Annotated in this window: 14 protein-coding genes and 1 pseudogene; 3 read left to right on the forward strand and 12 right to left on the reverse strand. The window is 38.0% G+C overall.

The genetic code is table 11. The features are described 5' to 3' along the window. Nucleotides 1-5 precede the first annotated feature (5 nt). The 6 genes from ACSVDH_RS25880 to ACSVDH_RS25905 all read right to left on the reverse strand — a co-directional run bounded on the left by ACSVDH_RS25880 (nt 6) and on the right by ACSVDH_RS25905 (nt 6,580). A complete protein-coding gene (locus ACSVDH_RS25880) occupies nt 6-1,562 on the reverse strand; it encodes a sugar ABC transporter ATP-binding protein (RefSeq protein ID WP_439250322.1) in 1,557 nt (518 codons plus the stop codon). Between the two features lie 79 nt (nt 1,563-1,641). After that, nucleotides 1,642-2,613, reverse strand: a complete 972-nt coding sequence (locus ACSVDH_RS25885; protein WP_439250324.1) for an ABC transporter substrate-binding protein — start codon at nt 2,611-2,613, stop codon at nt 1,642-1,644. 606 nt (nt 2,614-3,219) lie between these two features. Next, nucleotides 3,220-3,975 (reverse strand): DeoR/GlpR family DNA-binding transcription regulator, encoded by a 756-nt coding sequence (locus ACSVDH_RS25890; protein ID WP_439250326.1) that lies wholly within the window; start codon nt 3,973-3,975, stop codon nt 3,220-3,222. Between the two features lie 369 nt (nt 3,976-4,344). Then, a complete protein-coding gene (locus ACSVDH_RS25895; RefSeq protein WP_439250328.1) occupies nt 4,345-4,806 on the reverse strand; it encodes a GreA/GreB family elongation factor in 462 nt (153 codons plus the stop codon). A gap of 264 nt (nt 4,807-5,070) precedes the next feature. Then, on the reverse strand, nt 5,071-5,724 hold the full coding sequence (locus tag ACSVDH_RS25900; RefSeq protein WP_439250330.1) for a pyridoxine/pyridoxamine 5'-phosphate oxidase: 654 nt from the start codon (nt 5,722-5,724) through the stop codon (nt 5,071-5,073). Between the two features lie 40 nt (nt 5,725-5,764). Further along, a complete protein-coding gene (locus ACSVDH_RS25905; RefSeq protein ID WP_439250331.1) occupies nt 5,765-6,580 on the reverse strand; it encodes a pentapeptide repeat-containing protein in 816 nt (271 codons plus the stop codon). A gap of 246 nt (nt 6,581-6,826) precedes the next feature. Between ACSVDH_RS25905 and ACSVDH_RS25910 the strand changes: the two genes are divergently transcribed. Further along, a complete protein-coding gene (locus ACSVDH_RS25910) occupies nt 6,827-7,297 on the forward strand; it encodes a DinB family protein (protein WP_439250332.1) in 471 nt (156 codons plus the stop codon). Nucleotides 7,298-7,516: 219 nt separating this feature from the next. Here the strand turns inward: ACSVDH_RS25910 and ACSVDH_RS25915 are convergent, their stop codons facing one another. From ACSVDH_RS25915 to ACSVDH_RS25925, 3 genes are all read right to left on the reverse strand, one after another. Next, nucleotides 7,517-8,629, reverse strand: coding sequence for a GerAB/ArcD/ProY family transporter (locus tag ACSVDH_RS25915; protein ID WP_439250334.1), 1,113 nt, complete (start codon nt 8,627-8,629; stop codon nt 7,517-7,519). A 185-nt stretch (nt 8,630-8,814) separates the two neighbouring features. Further along, a complete protein-coding gene (locus tag ACSVDH_RS25920) occupies nt 8,815-10,488 on the reverse strand; it encodes an alkaline phosphatase (RefSeq protein WP_439250336.1) in 1,674 nt (557 codons plus the stop codon). Between the two features lie 357 nt (nt 10,489-10,845). Next, nucleotides 10,846-11,091, reverse strand: a complete 246-nt coding sequence (locus tag ACSVDH_RS25925; RefSeq protein WP_439250337.1) for a hypothetical protein — start codon at nt 11,089-11,091, stop codon at nt 10,846-10,848. Nucleotides 11,092-11,260: 169 nt separating this feature from the next. Here ACSVDH_RS25925 and ACSVDH_RS25930 point away from each other — a divergent pair. Continuing rightward, nucleotides 11,261-12,132, forward strand: a pseudogene (locus ACSVDH_RS25930) (polyphosphate kinase); the annotation flags it as partial. A gap of 105 nt (nt 12,133-12,237) precedes the next feature. On the opposite strand, the gene ACSVDH_RS25935 reads toward ACSVDH_RS25930, so the two are convergent. Together ACSVDH_RS25935 and ACSVDH_RS25940 are read right to left on the reverse strand one after the other, a co-directional pair. After that, nucleotides 12,238-12,861, reverse strand: coding sequence for a DUF47 domain-containing protein (locus ACSVDH_RS25935; RefSeq protein WP_439250338.1), 624 nt, complete (start codon nt 12,859-12,861; stop codon nt 12,238-12,240). Nucleotides 12,862-13,065: 204 nt separating this feature from the next. Next, entirely contained in the window at nt 13,066-16,257 is a 3,192-nt protein-coding gene (locus tag ACSVDH_RS25940) for an efflux RND transporter permease subunit (RefSeq protein ID WP_439250340.1), read from the reverse strand. A gap of 178 nt (nt 16,258-16,435) precedes the next feature. Between ACSVDH_RS25940 and ACSVDH_RS25945 the strand changes: the two genes are divergently transcribed. Continuing rightward, complete coding sequence (locus tag ACSVDH_RS25945; RefSeq protein ID WP_299093674.1) at nt 16,436-17,290, forward strand: TetR/AcrR family transcriptional regulator; 855 nt, start codon at nt 16,436-16,438, stop codon at nt 17,288-17,290. Nucleotides 17,291-17,319: 29 nt separating this feature from the next. On the opposite strand, the gene manA is transcribed toward ACSVDH_RS25945, so the two are convergent. Beyond that, nucleotides 17,320-18,267 (reverse strand): mannose-6-phosphate isomerase, class I, encoded by a 948-nt coding sequence (gene manA / locus ACSVDH_RS25950; RefSeq protein WP_439250341.1) that lies wholly within the window; start codon nt 18,265-18,267, stop codon nt 17,320-17,322. Nucleotides 18,268-18,292 lie beyond the last annotated feature (25 nt).

The raw sequence follows: 18,292 nt of genomic DNA on the forward strand, positions 1-18,292 counted from the left end.
TTCCTTTACTCCCCTCTAGTAGCTAAGTGCATAATTTTTTCTTGTGTAGCTTCCTTTCTCGAAAGTTCCCCAGTTAATTTCCCTTCACACATGACAAGAATTCGATCACTGATTCCCAATACTTCCGGGAGTTCAGATGAAATCACCAATACGGCTAAGCCCTCATCCGCAAGCTTTGAAATAATTTTGTGTATGTCAGTTTTTGCCCCAATATCAACACCCCGGGTTGGTTCATCAAGCAGTAAAACCTTTGGTGCAATGGACAGCCATTTAGCGATGACGACTTTTTGTTGATTACCGCCGCTCAAGTGTGAGACCTGCTGATCGGGAGAGGCAATTTTTATATTTAGGTCTTTTATATATTGATCGGCACTTACATGAACCTGTTTCCAACGAACGACCCCTGACTTGGAATGCTTTTTCAATTCTGCCATTAACAGATTCTCTTTTACTGACATCGATAAAAATAAACCTTGTTCTTTGCGACTTTCTGGCACATGGGCAATTCCATTTGCAATCGCATCAATAGGCGATTTTATGTTTACAGCCTTGCCATCTACGTATATTTCCCCGCTTTTCAGCTCCGATGCACCAAATAGAGCTCTAACCAGCTCTGTTCGACCTGCACCTACAAGTCCTGCTAAACCAACAATTTCACCAGGATAAATGTTAAACGAAACATCTTTTACAATGGTATTGTCAGAAACATTTTTCAATTCTAAAACAGGTGCAGCACCATATGAGAGCGTTGATTCAGATGCTATCGTTCGATTAAACAAATCTTTTAAATCCCGTCCAACCATCAGCTTTACAAGGTGGTTAGGGCTTGTCTCTTCAATCGGCCCGCTTGCAATCCACTCACCGTCACGCAAGACAGTGAATCGATTTGAAATCTTAAAGATTTCGTCCATTCTATGAGAAATATAAACGATTGCAACTCCCTGCCTTTTTAAATCTTCAATAATTTTAAACAGCATGACAATCTCTTTATCTGTCAGTGAGGCTGTAGGTTCATCCATGATCAGAACTTCTGCCTGAAAGGATAATGCCCGTGCTATCTCGACCATTTGTTGTTGTGCGACACTCAGGGTTGAAACGAGTTGACGGGGGTTCAGGTTAGATCCCATTGAATCCAGCACCATTTGTGCACGTTCATGTACCTCATCCCATTTGACCATTCCTAAGCGATTTCTCGGAAACGTTGAACCCATTAAAATATTTTCACTGATTGTTAGATTAGGAGAGAGATTTAACTCCTGGTGGATCACGCTTATTCCTCGATTTCTTGCATCAACAGGGTCCTTCCATGCTATAGGCTGACCTTTAAAATAGATCGATCCGCCATCATAATCAGGTGAATGGATCCCTGCAAGGATTTTCATAAAGGTTGATTTCCCGGCGCCGTTTTCTCCCATTAAAGCGTGTACTTCTCCTGGATAAAGTTCCATTCTTACATTGTTTAATACCTTTACACCTGAAAATGTTTTACTTATCCCTTCAAGACTCAGAACCGGCAATTTATGAATTTGTCGATTTTTTGGTAACATCTCTTTAACAGCCATACATTAATCCCACCCGTTATTTTTTTAAAAAGGCTGAATAAGGGGATAGACCCTTATTAGCCTCTTTCATCAGGGAGGCTTACCAACCCTTGTAAGAATCTAATGTTTCTTGAGTGACAAGCTCAACAGGCACTTTTATCATCTCTTCAACTTTTTCACCATTTTTTGCTTTCATACCAATTTCAACTGCTTTTTTCACCATCTCACTAGGTGATTGAGCTGAAGTTGCCATAATAGAGCTTCCTTCTTTTTTCATTGCTTCTGTTACTTCAGGAGCACCGTCAACACCTACAATGAAAAACTCATCTTTTCTTCCAGCTTGCTCTTGAGCAATTTCCACTCCGATTGCTTCAGGGTCATTGATCGCAAATACAGCGTCAATTGAGCCAGATGGATTCGCTTGCAAAATGCTTTCCATAACGGATAATGCTTTTTCACGGTTACCTTCACCATTTTGCTTAGCAACTACTTTAATTCCAGATTGTTTAATCACATCCTCAAATCCTTGAATACGATCTGTTACAGCTGAAACTGGCGGTCCATCGATTATAACAATGTTTCCTTTTCCATTTAATTGTTCAACTACATATTCACCAGCAAGCTGACCTGCTTGGTAGTTATCTGATGTGACCGTTGCATCAACACCGCCCTCAGCATTTGTATCAACTGCAATGACTGGAATGCCGGCATCCTTCGCTTGTTGAACGGCTGCAGCAATCCCCTTCGAATCAACTGCATTTAATAAAATCACATCGACCTTTTTGGTAATAAAGTTTTCAATTTGCGAGGTTTGTTTTGCAAGATCATATTCGGCGCTTTCGACAAGAACCTCTGCGCCTAATTCTTTCCCGGCTTCTTCAGCACCCTTTCCCATGGCAACGAAAAATGGATTTGCCATAGTACCTACTGTTAATCCGATTGTTAATTTATCGTCACCGTTTTCTTGTCCATCGCTGCCACTTGAAGATTCACTTGCACTGCTGCATGCAGACATTAAAGTGATGATCAATAGGAAAACTAGCACGAATAATGTTTTTGTATTCTTTTTCATAGTGAGCCCCCTTGTAGGAATTAATAAATTGATAAAAACATTTTTTGAATTAACCTGCCAAATTGGCGATCCTTATTGTTAACGCTTACAATACGTCGCTACATCACCTCCTTAAAGGCATTTTAATAGGATGTCAGTTTCTTAAAAGATGTTCTTGTTTGATTAAATTGATGATAAGAATTTTCAAAGGTATGTTTATTGGCGGTTTCCATGTTAGTGGTGTGTGAAGGTTGTATGATTTTTTATGATGATATTCTTGTTGAAATTGACTAATATTGATTACTTTTGATTGATTTTGATTATATTATGCTCTTTTGCAATTGTCAACATATTGGGAAAATTCTGTAAATTATATTAAAAATGTAAAATTTTAACTATCCCTTTTTAAGGCACTAGTCCTTTATATACGTTTTATTGCGAGTTTTGACTGAATAAAGGATTGTTATTAATTTCAATTGATCCTTGCTAAATTCCCAAAAAACATTTTCCTAAAATACTCACTTTTGTAAAACTAAAAGAAAAAATTTTTTGATGTTGCAGAATGAAGGCAAAATAAAAAGAGCTTTTCAGCTCCAATTAAACTATATATGTAGAATGAATGAGAGCTTATAAAAAAGCTGCACTGTAAATGTCCGTTTTCTCCTTATACTTTTCCAACATCATCGAATCCTCTTCATTCGTAATGATTTTAGCTTGATGGAGATCAGCAAATTTAGAAAATGAGACTTCCCCAAATTTCGTATGATCAGCAAGCACAAATGGTTCGCGTGAGAGCTGGATCGCTTTTGCTTTCAGCTGTGCTTCTTCAGGGTCTGGAGTAGTAAAGCCAAGTTTATGGTGAATTCCATTTGTTCCGATAAAGCATTTATCAAATCGATAATGTTGAATGCTTTCATATGCATTGCTGCCGATCATCGCTCTTGTCACTTTTTTAACATATCCTCCAATGATATAGGTGTTTATATCCTTTTCAAGCAATGCATCCAAATGGTCGATTCTATTTGTAACGACTACAATGTTCTTTTTGTCTAAATGCTGGATCATTTGGTAGGTTGTTGTACCTGCATCAAGGTATACACAGTCTCCTTCTTCAATTCGTTGTACTGCATATTTTGCCAAATTGTTTTTTTCTTTAAGATTCTGAGTTGATTTTTCAACCATGCTAGGTTCTTCACGTTTTCTTTGTAACAGTGAAGCCCCGCCATGTACGCGCTTTAAATAGTGCTCCTTCTCTAATTGATCTAAGTCACGCCTCAATGTGGATTCTGAGCTATTTGTTACCTCTACTAATTCATGAACTGTAACATTCCCTTTTTCTTTTAAAAGCTCTAATATTAAACGATGACGCTCAGATATAAGCATAATATTTCACTCCTAATTACTTTATTTTGCGTTGATTTAACTTTATCAAAAATGGTTTCTTTTTTCATGCATGATAATCATGAGGGAGCTTATCAGGGGCTCTTTTCAGCAATTTATCTAGTGATTTGTCCTTGAGCAGCTTTCTCCTTATTTCAAAGAATTTAACCTATTTATTACAATACAGCACTAGACAACCAAGTATTAATACAAAAGAAAAAAACAAGAGGTCCCTCCTGTCATTCTTAACGCGGTGCACTTATTTGAATATAATAAAAGGCAGCTGTTTTGGCTGCCTTTATAGTCCGAAATCGTATTTATTCATTGTTGGTCAATCTTTTATCATAATAAAAAGGCTTTCAAAATATCTATTTAAGCCTCTTTCCTTTCTAGATCTAAAAAGGTTTCAGCAAATGAGATTTCTTTAATGGTTACGAAAAGGTCCCCGGTAGGAATCTTTAACAATACCTTTTCTCCGATCTTCTTTAAAAGGAGCTGCCTGCCCACTGGAGATAAAAAGGATATATAACCACAATCTGGATCTGTTTGTTCTGGGTAACAAATGAGATAATCCTCTGTTTCGTTATCCTCATCATACAATACTGTAACCTTTGTCCCAATAAACACTTTCGGAAATGATGAAATAACATCATTTTTTTGATTTATTTTTAATAAGTCCTCGACTTCTAACACATACCTGTCAAAAAAGTGTTTTAATCGTTCCTGTACAGGAGTAGATGAGATATAAAGCTCAGTTAACTCCTTTATATTTTCATCAATATAATTCAACTGTTTCGCGAAGTATTCCTTACTTTTATGTGGACTACGGCTCATAGTATATAACCCCCAAGCTCGGATTAAACCTTTTGCAAAATTTCATTACTTTTTTCATTTTTTATGCCTCCTAAAAAAATTTACCTTCCTAACAAAAAAACAGATACTCAACAGGTATATTGGCGTTATCTGTTTTTCTGTATCGTAAGGTAGGTTACTCCCCTCTACCTGATGGAAGATATTAGTATTAATAGTACCATATGTAAAGAGAGAAATCATGAAAATCAACTTTTTTTTATTTTCTATCTTTTATTGTCAATCTATTTAAGCCCACAACAAATGTTTTAACCATTTTCCATGTTCTAATTGATATTGCAATCTGATATGCTTGCGTTCTTCATCTGCTTGCCAAAATTCAACCTGATCGGCAACGACTTTATACAATGTCCATGAAGGAGATACTAGGGTTGGATTATGTTGGATTCTATGAAGCTGTTTATGTAATGCCTCTTCAACATCACGCGGGTCTGATAGTACGGTGCTTTGTTTTTCAATCAATGCCATCGCTCTTGGGATTTGCCCGCGATTTAAAAAGTCTCTTGCACTTTGCTCTTCCCCCATTTTCTTTACTGTTCCGCGGATTCTAATCTGCCTTCCAATCAATGACCAATAAAACGTTAACGAAACCTTTGGGTTCGCCTCAATTTGTTTGCCTTTCTTACTTTGAGCGCTTGATGCAAAATACCAGCCTTCACTGTCAACATCTTTTAAAATAAGAACCCGTGCATCTGGATAGCCATATTCGTCTGTTGTTGAAAGGGTCATGGCATGGGGTTCATGTACGCCATAATCTATGGCTGTTTGGAACCAGTTGAGAAAAAGCTCATAAGGGTATTGCCCGGCAAGATCAACATGAAAAGTTGGAAAAGGTCCAACAAGTGTTTTGCTTTCTCTTATTCTATTTCTTATGTCTTCCATCATAAGCCCTCCAGTTATATAAAATTCACTTACTCCCGTCTTACAGCCAATGGTCTGGAGTTCGTAAAGAAGCCGGTAATTTTGTATAGATGTCTCCCTTAGCCGCGTTAACCTGTGCTTGAGTGAGGAAGATGCTTCCTGTCAGGTCAGCCCCGCTTACATCAGCATCCCTAAGATCTGCCCCGATCAGATCAGCCGTTCCCATGTCAGCTTTTCTGAGGTCGGCTGCAATAAGCAGAGCTCCCCTTAAATTTGCACCTCTTAGATCCGCTCCTTGTAAATTAGCTCCGATAAGGTCACTTCCCCTTATTAGCTTCGGCGTTTTTTTATTTTTTGAATGTAAAGCCTTTGCACGTACTAGTTCACTTGTCTGAAGAAGCAGTTCGTTTACACTCGAACGATGTACTGAGACATCAAGGTTTATGATTGATTTTGGACTTAATTTCGTGAGTTTATCTGTTTCTTCTAAAGCAGCCTGTAACTGTGTGCGAATCGGCACGGTTTCTTGTCGGCTTGTCGCTTCATGTAAATAATAAAGCATCTCATGAAGCTGCTGCATGATAGGAAATACCTCGAACATTTCCTTTGCGATTGCTGTGCTTTGCCGCCAATCGTTTCCCCTAAATGTGACCTGGGATACCTTTTGCCCTGCACCAAAGCACTCATAGGCGGCACAGCCACGAAAGCCTTTTTTCCTGAGATGTTTATGTATACTGCAACGATAATCCGCTTGCAGGTTTGAACAGGGGGTACCGCCATCCTTATTAACTGGAAAATCAGCCGATTTAGCATATGGCAGAGCTACACAGCACAAACCAAAGCAATTTTCACAGTCTGCACTCAATTGTTTTAACAAACCTTTACACTTCCTTTATTACGCTTAGTTTCTGTTGTCGTACTTCTTGAAAACTATTTTTCTACCTTCCTGCAATTGCCATTTTCATTTTATCGGAAACTCGCTTATAAGAATAGATGAATTTATATCTCTGAGAAAAAAGTTCTATGACAACTTTCTATGATAGGTAGGTTTCTCCTCCTATGTCATTTACCAATATATGGTGTTATAATGTAGATGACTTTGTAAAAGAGAGGGGATATGATGATGGATCAGCTTTTATTGAGACAATTTGAAAGGTCTAGAGAATACTTAATTAAGATTTTAGAGCCCGTTTCACCAGAACATATTGATGTGCAGCCAGGTGGTTTTAATAACACGATACATTGGCATGCAGGTCATGTGTTGACCATTACTGAGCAAACGATGTTCGGTTTCCCTCAGCTATCAACCCACCTTCCTGTGAATTATGTAGAATTATTCGGAAATGGTACAAAACCTGCTGACTGGAAAGGAGAAATCCCTCCAATAGAGCAGCTCATCGTGCAATTAAAGGATCAAATAACCCGCATCAAAGAAATCCCTGCCGAACGGCTGGATCTCGTTTTCGAAAAACCGATCATCGGCTGTCAGACATATGGAGAGCTTGCAGGTTTTACCGTTATACATGAAGCTACTCATATTGGGCAAATTCAGGCGATGAAACGCGTAATTGAAGTAGAAAGTGTTAAAAGCTAAGTTTATTAAAATATTAATTGAGAAGGGGCAGCCTCAAAGGAGCAGCCCCTTTTATCATGGCTCAATCTTGTGGTAACTTTATTATAAAATCCCCAAAACAAACAGACTATATCTCCCTTGAAACATAAGGTAAAAAAACCGATTTCGATCTATCTATTTGGAATCGACTTATTTACATCATTACTTGCAAAAGTTACATTTAGCTTTACAAAAGCATCTCTATCCATTACGACTCGAGTTTAAATTGAATTTATTCCGAATAAAAGCGATTAAAAGCAATAAGATCGGTATAATAATTTGCAATGGTATATGTAGAAAAGGTTGAATAAATGCCTCTCCCACCTCCCTGGCTTCTATATAATTGGAAGCATATAAGAATGATAAAGGAATAATAATTGTACCGATTGCAAGGTTTATGGAACGTTGATCCTTTAGGTTAAATAATTGTGCAATACCAACCGAAACGCCATACATCCACCCTCCGACCTTAAAAAACACCCCAGCAACCATCATTAATATAACCAAGGCATCAAACCTTTCAAGAAAATCGGCGATCGAAACCATCCGTGTAGCACGCATTAACGGATAAGGGGACTTACTATAAATTTCCGGGCCTATAACTGCAATATTTAATATGGTATTTATCACTAACAAAAACCCCCCTATCAAAATGATGGCCATTCCTGCCTTTCTGGCATGCTTCTTTTTGTTTAGAAGGGGTAAAAACATGGTAATAATGACTGTTTCACCAAATGGAAACGTAAGTTCAATTGGAAAAACTGTCTTTAATACCGGCTTTACTCCATCCCCAAATATCGGGGTAAGGTTACCAATGTTAAAGCCTTTTACAGTAAATAAAAGAATCCAAATCACGATAAGGGAGAAAATATAAATAGGAAAAACTGCCTCTCCCATACGAGCAAAAACTTCCACCCCTCCCCTAAGACAATAAATCATTAACACCATAAAACTTACGGTTATAACCGGCATAGGGGTTTCAACTAAAATGGTTGAATAAATTAAATCACTGAAGTCTCTGCAGGCAGTTGAAGCAAGAAAAGTAAAATAGCAAAGATAATACAAAATGAGTGGGTATCCAAGAAACTTCCCTACAATTTTAGGAATCATTTGAATTAATGTATCGCCTGGATAATAATCAGATAATTTTACATAAATCCACATTAAAATTAATCCGCATAGCATGCCAAATAAGATTGTTAACCAGGCGTCCTGTTTTGCAGGTGCGCCTCCTCCAAAAATCAACTTATTTCCTACTTCAAATCCAATTATGACATAGAAAAGCTGAAGGGCGCTTATACTTTGCTTATTCATTTTTATCTCCTATTATGAAATAATATTGGTTATTATTTCCCAGTTATAAAACGTTATGTAAGTTAACGATTTCTTTTTAAAATGGCATTTTTACGATTAAAAGCTTTTTCTTTATTCTCCCTTCCTGCCTTAAATAAAAAAAAGAGCTGATCGAAAAAGATCAGCTCTTTTGTATCTATTTAGTTTTAGCGAGAATACTTCTTGAATAATTGAACAGCTTTTTCAGGTACATAGAATTTGCCGTTGCTTTCTACGACGACGCTTCCTAGCTCATAATCTTTTCCGTTGATACGGATTATATTCTTATTAACAAACAATTGAGCTTCCGCTTTATTGTGTTTTACGACAAGCACAGGGTTTGCTGCATCGGTCTTGTCGATTGTAACGTCTGCTCCAATTTTCTTGAAGGCAGATCCAGCTTCTGCAAATAATTCATTCGTTAAATCCTTTAAATCAAAGCCCATTGCTTCAGCCATTGTATTTGCAATGTCCGTATTTTGGACTAGACCGAACGGTCTTTCCGGACCGTAAGAGTATAAGAATACATCTTCACCAGTATGACCACCTGTTGTAAACCCAAGGTTTGCACGATTTGCTAATAATTTAACCAAGATTGGACCTACATCCGCTTTTTTCTTAGCAGCATGTAACTTTTCTTTTTCATCAGCTGTTAAGTTATCTAAGCCGTAAAGTGCCGCTACCTCTTCTATATTAGATAAATCATCCTTAAGTTTGCTTGTAGCACCTTCAAGTGACATTTTTGCTTCCTTCAAAGGATCAATGTAAGCTGACACCGGTGTTGTATCATAACCTTTTGTTGTATTGCTGTTACCGATGGAAATACCGCTGTTGCCATGGTCAGTTAAAGCAATAACCATCGTGTTTCCATCCTTTTTAGCAAACTCTAAAGCTTCTGCAACCGCAGCATCAAATGCTAATACATCGCTAATAATCCCGATTGCGTCGTTTGAATGTGCCGCCCAATCCGGCTTACTTCCCTCTACAAATAAGAAGAAGCCGTCTTTATCTTTTGATAGAGTGTTGATCGCTTTGTCTGTCATCTGAGCAAGCGTCGGCTGTTCAGGATTAGTTGCTTCTCGATCTATGTCATACGCAAGAGCAGCATTGGAGAAAGAACCCCAGATTTTATCAGATTTAGAGTTTAATAGAGCATCCTTTGTTTCAACAAAATCATACCCTTTTTCTTGGATTACCTTCACTAAATCTTCGTTGTCTTTACGAGTTCCATTGCTTGACGTTGGCAAGAGTGATGCCTTTCCTCCACCTAATACAACCTCCATATTTTGATAGACTTGTTGTTCACCAAGAACATCAAAATTATTGCGGTTAGCGTGGTGTGCAGAGAAACCGGCCGGTGTTGCATGCTGAATTTCCGATGTAGCAATGATTCCTGTCGCACGTCCTGTACGTTCCGCACCTTCTAACACATTGGCAACCGGACGAAACTTGTCTTCTTCTTTAATTGGATCTAAGCCAGGTGAATTCACAACGGAAGGTAATACCCCTACGTAACCTGAGTTCGATTTATTTCCTGTTGCTAAAGCTGTTCCTGCCGGCGCTGAATCAGTAATCGCTGATTCTGCCGAATAAGTGCGAACTCCCCCTGATACAATTTGATCCATAGCAAGAGGTGAACCTTTATACCAACGAGTTAATGTTGTAGCTGTAGAGCTTGTACCATCCATGACCATCATGATCACATTAACAGGTTCTTTTCCTGTTGTTTTTGGTTCGGCTTTTGCCTCTTCACTGTTCATCATGCTTCCTATACTTAAGGAACCTAAAGCTACCGTTGTAGCTAATGTGATACCCATAATCTTATTACGAAGATTGTCCATTATTTCCCCTCCAAATTTTTTTCGACATCGATTAATTTATCATTCCTATGTAAAAGGAATTTTGATTATTTGTAAATGTTTATTAATTTTGTGTAAAAATCTTAATGAGTGCATCCATTTGTTGAATAGGAAAATAGATTTTTCATGTAAGGATGATTTAAAGATAGTGAAATGTAATAGAGGAGCTGTAAACAACAAAAACCCTCGTTTGTTTGTATTTTTTTCAAACAAGCGAGGGTTACCTATGTACAAAGTGATGATGCTGCAATAAAAGGGAGGAACATTTTGAATAAAGGGAAAGTATTTGTCCATAAGTAAGAAGATGTTTTATACCAAACGGACAAATACCTCCCTTTTTTAAATTTTGAAAAACCGGATTAGCTTTGGCAATGGTACCAATTTAGATAAATTTACTTTACTTGCATCCCCTCTGCTTTTGACCCGGTCAAAAAAGGCACTTAAAAATTCCTCCCATACAGCAGTTATTTTATTTTTATTATTTGCATCTTCCTCAAGCATTTGGATCGATAAGGTCAACGCCTCATCTAAATGCAGCAAGGACTGTTTTAGCTGATGTATGATTTGCTTATCTTTTTCAGACACACGCTCTCCTCCTCTCACCATTTTCAATCCTATTCCGCAACATCTTCTAGCATTTCATTGTAGTCAATGACCAATTGATGATTTACGTGTCTTTTCATACGTTCGACTTTTGCCTCTGCCACCATGTCCTCAATTCCCTCTTTTGCTGAGACGATGAAGAAACGCATTTGGGAAGCAAGTAACCGTTTTAGTAGAATTAAAAGCACGTTTTGATGAAGAAAACAATGTGCAATGGGCAAAAGAATTGGAACAAGCAGGTTGCCAAGTTATTTATGGCATGACGAACTTAAAAACTCATTGTAAAAATTACACTCGTTGTACGACGCAAAAAAAAAGCGGATCGAACCTTTTGTTCATTTAGGAACTGGAAATTATAATAACGTAACATCAAGGTTTTATACTGATATAGGATTAATTACAGCGAATAGAAAAATCGGGATCGATGCTACCAACTTTTTTAACTACCTGAGCGGGTATATGGAAAAGCCTTCTTATCATCACTTGTCAGTTGCACTTTTTGATATTCGAAACGATTTTATTTCATTAATTAACGATGGAATAAAATTCCATAAAGCTTACAAAAATGGACATATTATAGCAAAAATGAACTCACTTACAGATAAAAAGTTAATTATGAAGCTATATGAGGCTTCCAATGCAGGTGTAAAAATTGATCTGATTGTAAGAGGTATTTGTTGTTTAAAACCTGGTATTAAAGGTGTTAGTGAAAATATTAAAGTAAGAAGTATCCTTGGGCGATTTTTAGAACATAGCCGAATCTACTATTTTCACCATAATGGTGAAGAGAAAATCCTTTGTTCGTCTGCTGATATGATGACACGTAACATGGAAAATCGTGTTGAAATTTTTTTCCCGATATTTGATTATCGGCACAAGAAAAGAGTTCAAAAATGGCTTTCCCTTTGGTTAGCTGATAATGTAAAAGCACGTGAACAAGATCAAAAAGGAAATTATCATTATGTAAAACGGAAAGAAAATGATCCTGTCATCAATAGCCAACTGGAAATTAGCAGGTTTTAATCTTATCCCCCTATATTGAAATCGCCAAACCCATTTACCAAGGGTTCGGCGATTTTTTATTTTTTATCGGTTATGCATTATTTTAAAGCATGTAAAGCATTTCCACTACGCATTTTTCATGATAATACTATCCAGCGTGTTAGCGACACTGCGACATTCATTCACAATTCCCTCTAATGATTCATACACTTCCTTGCATTGTATGATCTTAATCGGGTCTCTCGTTGTGGCAAATAATTGTTTAATCGACATTCTTAAAAGATTATTTGTGTTCGCTTCCAATTCCTTGATTTTTGCAGAATACGGTGTCATCGCCGTTAATTTCCGGCGTGATAATAGCTCAACCGCATGAGATATTTCAATCGCGGATTCATGGATTTTTTGCACAAATTTTTTCATTTGCTCAGTTGGTTTCGTTATCGCATACATGTCTAACAACCCCGCACAATGCTCCATTCCATCTAAGACATTGTCTAAACAAACTACAAGCTGTAAAATATCCTCCCGATCAATGGCCGTAATATATGAATGATTTAAATCCTTCATGATCGTTTCGACATATTCGTCCCCAGCTTTTTCATATTTTTCAATGGCAGCTACTAATTCTTGTAGATCAGTCTGATTCGTAATCTCTTTCTCTAAAAAAAATTGAGTTGCTGCTTGGAGATTTGCTGTCATTTGCAATAAAAGTATTGAAAATTTATCTTTTTTCCCCCTAAAAAGAAACATGTTCTTTCCCCCATCAAAGACTAGTAAAAAACCACACTTATCGAATTATATAAAAAGTTGGCGAACTATGATAGATTTTGTCGAAAAGTTTACAAAGTCTTCATATTTCATTTATACGTCCTATTATGAAGGGTACATGTCTAAAATGTAAACTATGAATAAAATACAAAAGGATCTGACAAAAAGTCAGACCCTAATCAATTGTTATTCTTCTTCCACTGCCACTTTTTTGCGGCGCAGTTTGCTTAATAGTTCATATACAATTGGGACAATCACAAGTGTTAACAGGGTTGAGCTTGTTAAACCGCCAATAACGGTTACTCCAAGTCCCTTCGATATGATCCCGCTGCCTTCAAAGCCTAAAGCTAACGGAATTAAAGCACCGATTGTCGCAATGGCTGTCATGAGAATTGGTCGCAAACGGGTTACACCAGCCTCAAGCAATGCTTCACGAGTACTTAATCCTTCTTTTTCCTTGTGAATCACTCGGTCAATTAAAACAATCGCATTCGTGACAACAATTCCGATCAGCATGAGAGCACCCATCATCGCATTGACACTAACGGTCTCACCAGCAATGTACAAGCCGACAAGTGCACCAATGACTGTAAATGGAAGTGAGAACAGAATCGCAAACGGTGCTAAACCGCCGCCAAAGGTAACGACTAGAATGAAGTATACAATCGCAATGGCTGCAAGCATCGCAAGCCCAAGCTGTGTAAAGGATTCTTGAATATCCTCGGTTACCCCACCCATATTAATATCGATGGATGAAGGAACATCTAGGTCGTCAATTTCTTTTTGAATATCTGCTGAGACGCTGGCTACATCATTCGTTTTAATTTCTCCAGATACTTGTACATAGATTTTGCCATCACGTCTTGTGACAGTATTAGAGGTTTCACCCTCTTTTATTTCCACCACATCACCAATTTTTACTTCTGTTCCAAGCGGTAATTGAATGGTTCGCTCAGTCAGATCTTCAACCGTCTCAACTGTTTCTTCCTCAACCTGCAGATAAACATTTAATTCCTTGCCGTCCTTTTCAATCTTTGTTAAAATCGGACGCTCTCTCGTTTGGCTTAGCTCCATGCCAATTTGTCCTGCAGTTAGACCAAGTTTGCTGAGCTTTTCTTGGTCAGCAACAAATGTATATTCCTCATAAGTTTCCGCCATACTTGATTCAACCTTATCCAGAGAATCATGGTCCTCCATGATCGTTTGGATCTCTTCTACAACTGGTTCAATCTCTTCCATGCTATTGCCATAGACAAACATCGTTAATTCGTTGCTTGCTCCAGTCATAGCAAAGTTTTGTGACGTCCACTCTCCGCCGCCTTCGGCAGCAGCTTGAATGTCTTTTACAACCTCTTCCTTTTCCTTGTTAAAATTCTTTGCATCCTTTTCATATTCCACAAAGAATACCGCACTGTTCGTATCTCCAGGGTTCATTGGGTTTTCACTGCCCAATGAATATTGAACAGTTTTGACATCAGGTCGATCTAAGAAAATATCTTCAGCGATTTCAGCATTCTTCTGAGCTTGCTCTCTTGTTTCCCCCGGCTCTGGTGAATATGTCACCATCATCATTTTTTCTTCTTCAGATGGCATGAAGCTTACCCCAATGACTGGAACCAAGAATAAACTTCCAACAAGCATCAGAATCGCAATAGACGATGTAATGACCTTATGATTTAACGTCCAATTTAAAATGCGGCGATAAGCACTAGTAAATCGGCCTGGCTTATGCTCATTGTGCTTCACTTTTTTGCCTTCACCATAAAGGTTTTTCTTAAATAAACTGTGGGCCATCATTGGAACAATGGTAATCGCCACGAACAATGACGCTAACAGGGAGAAAACCATTGTTAAAGCAAATGGCATAAATAATTCACCGATCATTCCTTTTACTAATGCGAGCGGAAGGAATACAGCAATCGTAACAATCGTTGACGACATAATCGGGATGAACATTTCCTTCGTTGCTTCACGAATCAACGCTTTTCCTTTCAGTGGTTCACCTTTAAGTGACATTCTTCTATAAATGTTTTCAATGACGACAATCGAGTCATCCACCACGCGGCCAATTGCAACCGTCATCGCACCAAGCGTCATCATGTTCAGTGTAATATCCATTTGATTTAATAGGATAATCGCAATTAATAATGATAATGGAATCGAGATGACAGAAATCAACGTTGATTTAATATCTCTTAAGAATAAGAGAATAATCACGACAGCAAATAACGCTCCAAACAATGCCTTACTTAACATCGTTTCGACAGACTCTTCAATCGGAGTTGCTTGGTCTAACGTATAAATAACCTCGAGTCCATCGATTTCATCTTCAAACTCAGACAATACCTCTTTAACTTCATTCGCAACATCAACGGTATTCGCATCCGTTCCTTTGACAATTTGAATACCAATTGCCTCTTTCGCATTTGTTCGTGAAATTGACTCAGCCTTGCCCACCAATTTGATATCGGCAATTTCCGAAAGCTTGACAGTGGGAAGCTCCATCACTTGTCCTGCCTGAGCAGTTTGTGCAGCTCTTTGTCCTGGAGATGCTTGAGCATTTTGTTCCAACTGACCGGTCATACCAGAAGCTTGATTCCCTTGCATCGCTCCCTGTGCTGCACTTTGAGTGGAAGGTGTCACAGGAATTTCAATATTTTTCAGATCATCAATGCTCATAATATTTCCATCAACAACAACAGATTTTTCTGTGTCATCTAATGTATATAGCCCAAGCGGGAGCTTAACATCTGCCCCCTTGATGATATTTTGCACCGTCTCCTCATCGAGCCCGTATTCCTGCATTTTTTCATCATTAAATGTAAACTGAACTTCCTCCACTTGCTGTCCAGCAATCTGAGCGGAAGAAACACCATCTGCACCCTTTAATTTTGGCAGAATTTCTTCCTCAACAACTGTTGTCAGCTCTGCAAGAGACTGGTTTTCATTTGCAATACTAAGGGCTAGAATCGGAAAGGCATTGATGCTTAACTTTGCTACATCCGGCTCATTCGCCCCTTCAGGTAATTCAATTTCTTCTAAGCTATCTTTCAGCTCGTCTTCAGCCTCATCCATATTCTTTTCAAAATCATATTCAATTTGGATCGAGGAGGCATTTTGCATCGAATTCGAGCTAACGACATTTACGCCATTAAGATTTTGAACAATCTGTTCAATCGGCTCTGTCACACTATCTGCAACCTCTTCAGGTGTTGCTCCTGGATAAACGGTCGTTACCGTTATAATCGGGGTATTAATATTTGGTATTGTTTCTAGCTTCATATTTAACCCCGAATACAGTCCGGCTGCGGTTATAATAATGGTTAAAAGCCATACAGCAAACTTGTTTCTTAAGACAAAATTAATTATGCTATTCATATTATCCCCCAAACGCATTTGACTAATTGGTCACAACAATTAATAATATAAATGACCGGTTAGTCATAGTCAATGATTCCGATAATATTTAGATTTTAATTTTTTGTAAATGTGAACAAATGGTCAATTTATTTAAAGTATAACCATTAATTTGGCTATCAATCTTAAGGAGAATAAGATGAAAGACAAAGAAAAGAAGATTATTGAAGCAGGTATGAGTCTTTTTGCTAAAAAGGGCTATTCCTCCACATCAATCCAAGAAATTGTTGATGCTTGCGGTATTTCTAAAGGTTCATTTTATCTATATTTCAAATCAAAAGAGGCTCTCTTACTGGCAGCCTTTAAATATCAATTCCAATCAATTCAATCAAAACTAGATTCGTTGAAGATCAAGGATTTAACGCCACGGGAGACATTTATTGCCCAATTAGTAGCACAACTGGAGGAAATTCAAAAAAACAAAGAATTTATTATCATGCAAATTCGTGAACAGACAATCCCGATCAATTCGGAAGTCGAGCTTTTCATTAGGAAAATCAGTGCTGAAATTAGCAGTTTTTATCATGAGTCATTAATAAAAATATACGGTTCGCCAATCAATCCGTTTATCTATGATTTAAACATCATTCTACAGGGCATTGTCCATTCTTACTTAAAGCTGATCATTTTCGATAAGGCTTCCTTTGATTTGCACAGGCTTTCACACTTTATCCTAAAAAGAATGGATGATCTTGCAGCAGGCTTTATCCGTTCAAATGAAGAGCCTATTTTAACCGCAGATTATGTGGAAAGATTGTCTGAGCTTTACCCTGAACCCGCTAAAGAGGATGTACTAAGAAAAATACATCATACGAAAGAGCAAATAGAGAATGAAGATCTAAAAATCACATTAGAGGTGTTAGAGGCTGAAATAGAAAGAGAGGACCCACGGATTCCAGTGATCTCTGGTATGCTGGGAAATCTAAAAAATGAGCCTGATTTAGAAAACGTAAAAACATTGATTGAAAAGTTCTTTCATTTGGGGAATGAATAAAGCTTAAAAGGGGACTTTCCCCTTTTAAGTTAAGGGTGGGAAACGATAAGCTCAAGCTTTCCTGAAAGAATGATGTCTGATGCAAGAGCGGTGATAATAAAATGATCACCTTTCTTTATCGAAAGTATTTCCTGTTCGGACTTTATCTCACCTTGTCCATTTATGACACTGCATAATAAAAACGGTGCATGGCGTTTCACATGATAATCGGCTGAAACAACCCATTTATAAACAGAAAAGTACTTGTCCTCAATATAAGTTGTTACTCGTGCCGGGCCATGGTCATATGTATGAGGACTTGATTTATGGATGGTGTCAGGGACTGTTATGACATCAATTGCTTTTTTCAAGTGAAGCTCTCGTTTTTCTCCATTTTGATCCAAACGATCATAATCATAGACACGATAGGTCGTATCTGAGCTTTGTTGGGTTTCAAGCACCAATGTTCCTTCACATAACGCATGAATGGTTCCGCTTGGAACATAAAAAAAATCACCAGGTTTTATTTTTACTCTCCTAAGCAGTTCTTCCCAGCCGCCAGAATGAATCATTTGCACAAGCTGTGCTTTTGAACGGGCATGATGGCCAATGACCAGCTCAGCATCTTCCTGGCAATCAATAATATACCAGCACTCTGTCTTCCCTAATTCTGAATGTTCATGTTCCTTGGCATAGTGGTCATCAGGGTGTACCTGAACACTTAAATCCTTCTTCGCATCAAGGATTTTGGTCAATAACGGGAAACGCTCTGCTTCATATTGATCAAAGAGCTCGCGATGATGATCCCAAAGCCAGCTTAGCTCCTTGCCTGCAAATAGACCGTTCTCGATGATACTGTTGCCATTTGGATGGGCGCTTATCGCCCAGCACTCTCCCGTTTGGTCGCTAGGAATCTCATAGCTAAATGAATCTTTTAATGCGGTTCCGCCCCAAATCCGTTCTTTAAAAACAGGTTTTAGCTTAAGCAGCCTGCTCATACGGTCTCCTCCTTTGTATGATATT

This window comes from Metabacillus sp. Hm71, from assembly GCF_051842955.2.
Taxonomy (GTDB): domain Bacteria; phylum Bacillota; class Bacilli; order Bacillales; family Bacillaceae; genus Metabacillus.

Excerpts from the sequence above, each read along its gene's own strand:
- ACSVDH_RS25940 (WP_439250340.1), bottom strand. The coding sequence starts at position 16,257 with ATGAATAGCATAATTAATTTTGTCTTAAGAAACAAGTTTGCTGTATGG.
- ACSVDH_RS25885 (WP_439250324.1), bottom strand. The coding sequence starts at position 2,613 with ATGAAAAAGAATACAAAAACATTATTCGTGCTAGTTTTCCTATTGATC.
- ACSVDH_RS25920 (WP_439250336.1), bottom strand. The coding sequence starts at position 10,488 with ATGGACAATCTTCGTAATAAGATTATGGGTATCACATTAGCTACAACG.
- ACSVDH_RS25900 (WP_439250330.1), bottom strand. The coding sequence starts at position 5,724 with ATGGAAGACATAAGAAATAGAATAAGAGAAAGCAAAACACTTGTTGGA.
- ACSVDH_RS25880 (WP_439250322.1), bottom strand. The coding sequence starts at position 1,562 with ATGGCTGTTAAAGAGATGTTACCAAAAAATCGACAAATTCATAAATTG.
- ACSVDH_RS25915 (WP_439250334.1), bottom strand. The coding sequence starts at position 8,629 with ATGAATAAGCAAAGTATAAGCGCCCTTCAGCTTTTCTATGTCATAATT.
- ACSVDH_RS25910 (WP_439250332.1), top strand. The coding sequence starts at position 6,827 with ATGGATCAGCTTTTATTGAGACAATTTGAAAGGTCTAGAGAATACTTA.
- ACSVDH_RS25945 (WP_299093674.1), top strand. The coding sequence starts at position 16,436 with ATGAAAGACAAAGAAAAGAAGATTATTGAAGCAGGTATGAGTCTTTTT.
- ACSVDH_RS25890 (WP_439250326.1), bottom strand. The coding sequence starts at position 3,975 with ATGCTTATATCTGAGCGTCATCGTTTAATATTAGAGCTTTTAAAAGAA.
- ACSVDH_RS25895 (WP_439250328.1), bottom strand. The coding sequence starts at position 4,806 with ATGAGCCGTAGTCCACATAAAAGTAAGGAATACTTCGCGAAACAGTTG.
- manA (WP_439250341.1), bottom strand. The coding sequence starts at position 18,267 with ATGAGCAGGCTGCTTAAGCTAAAACCTGTTTTTAAAGAACGGATTTGG.
- ACSVDH_RS25935 (WP_439250338.1), bottom strand. The coding sequence starts at position 12,861 with ATGTTTCTTTTTAGGGGGAAAAAAGATAAATTTTCAATACTTTTATTG.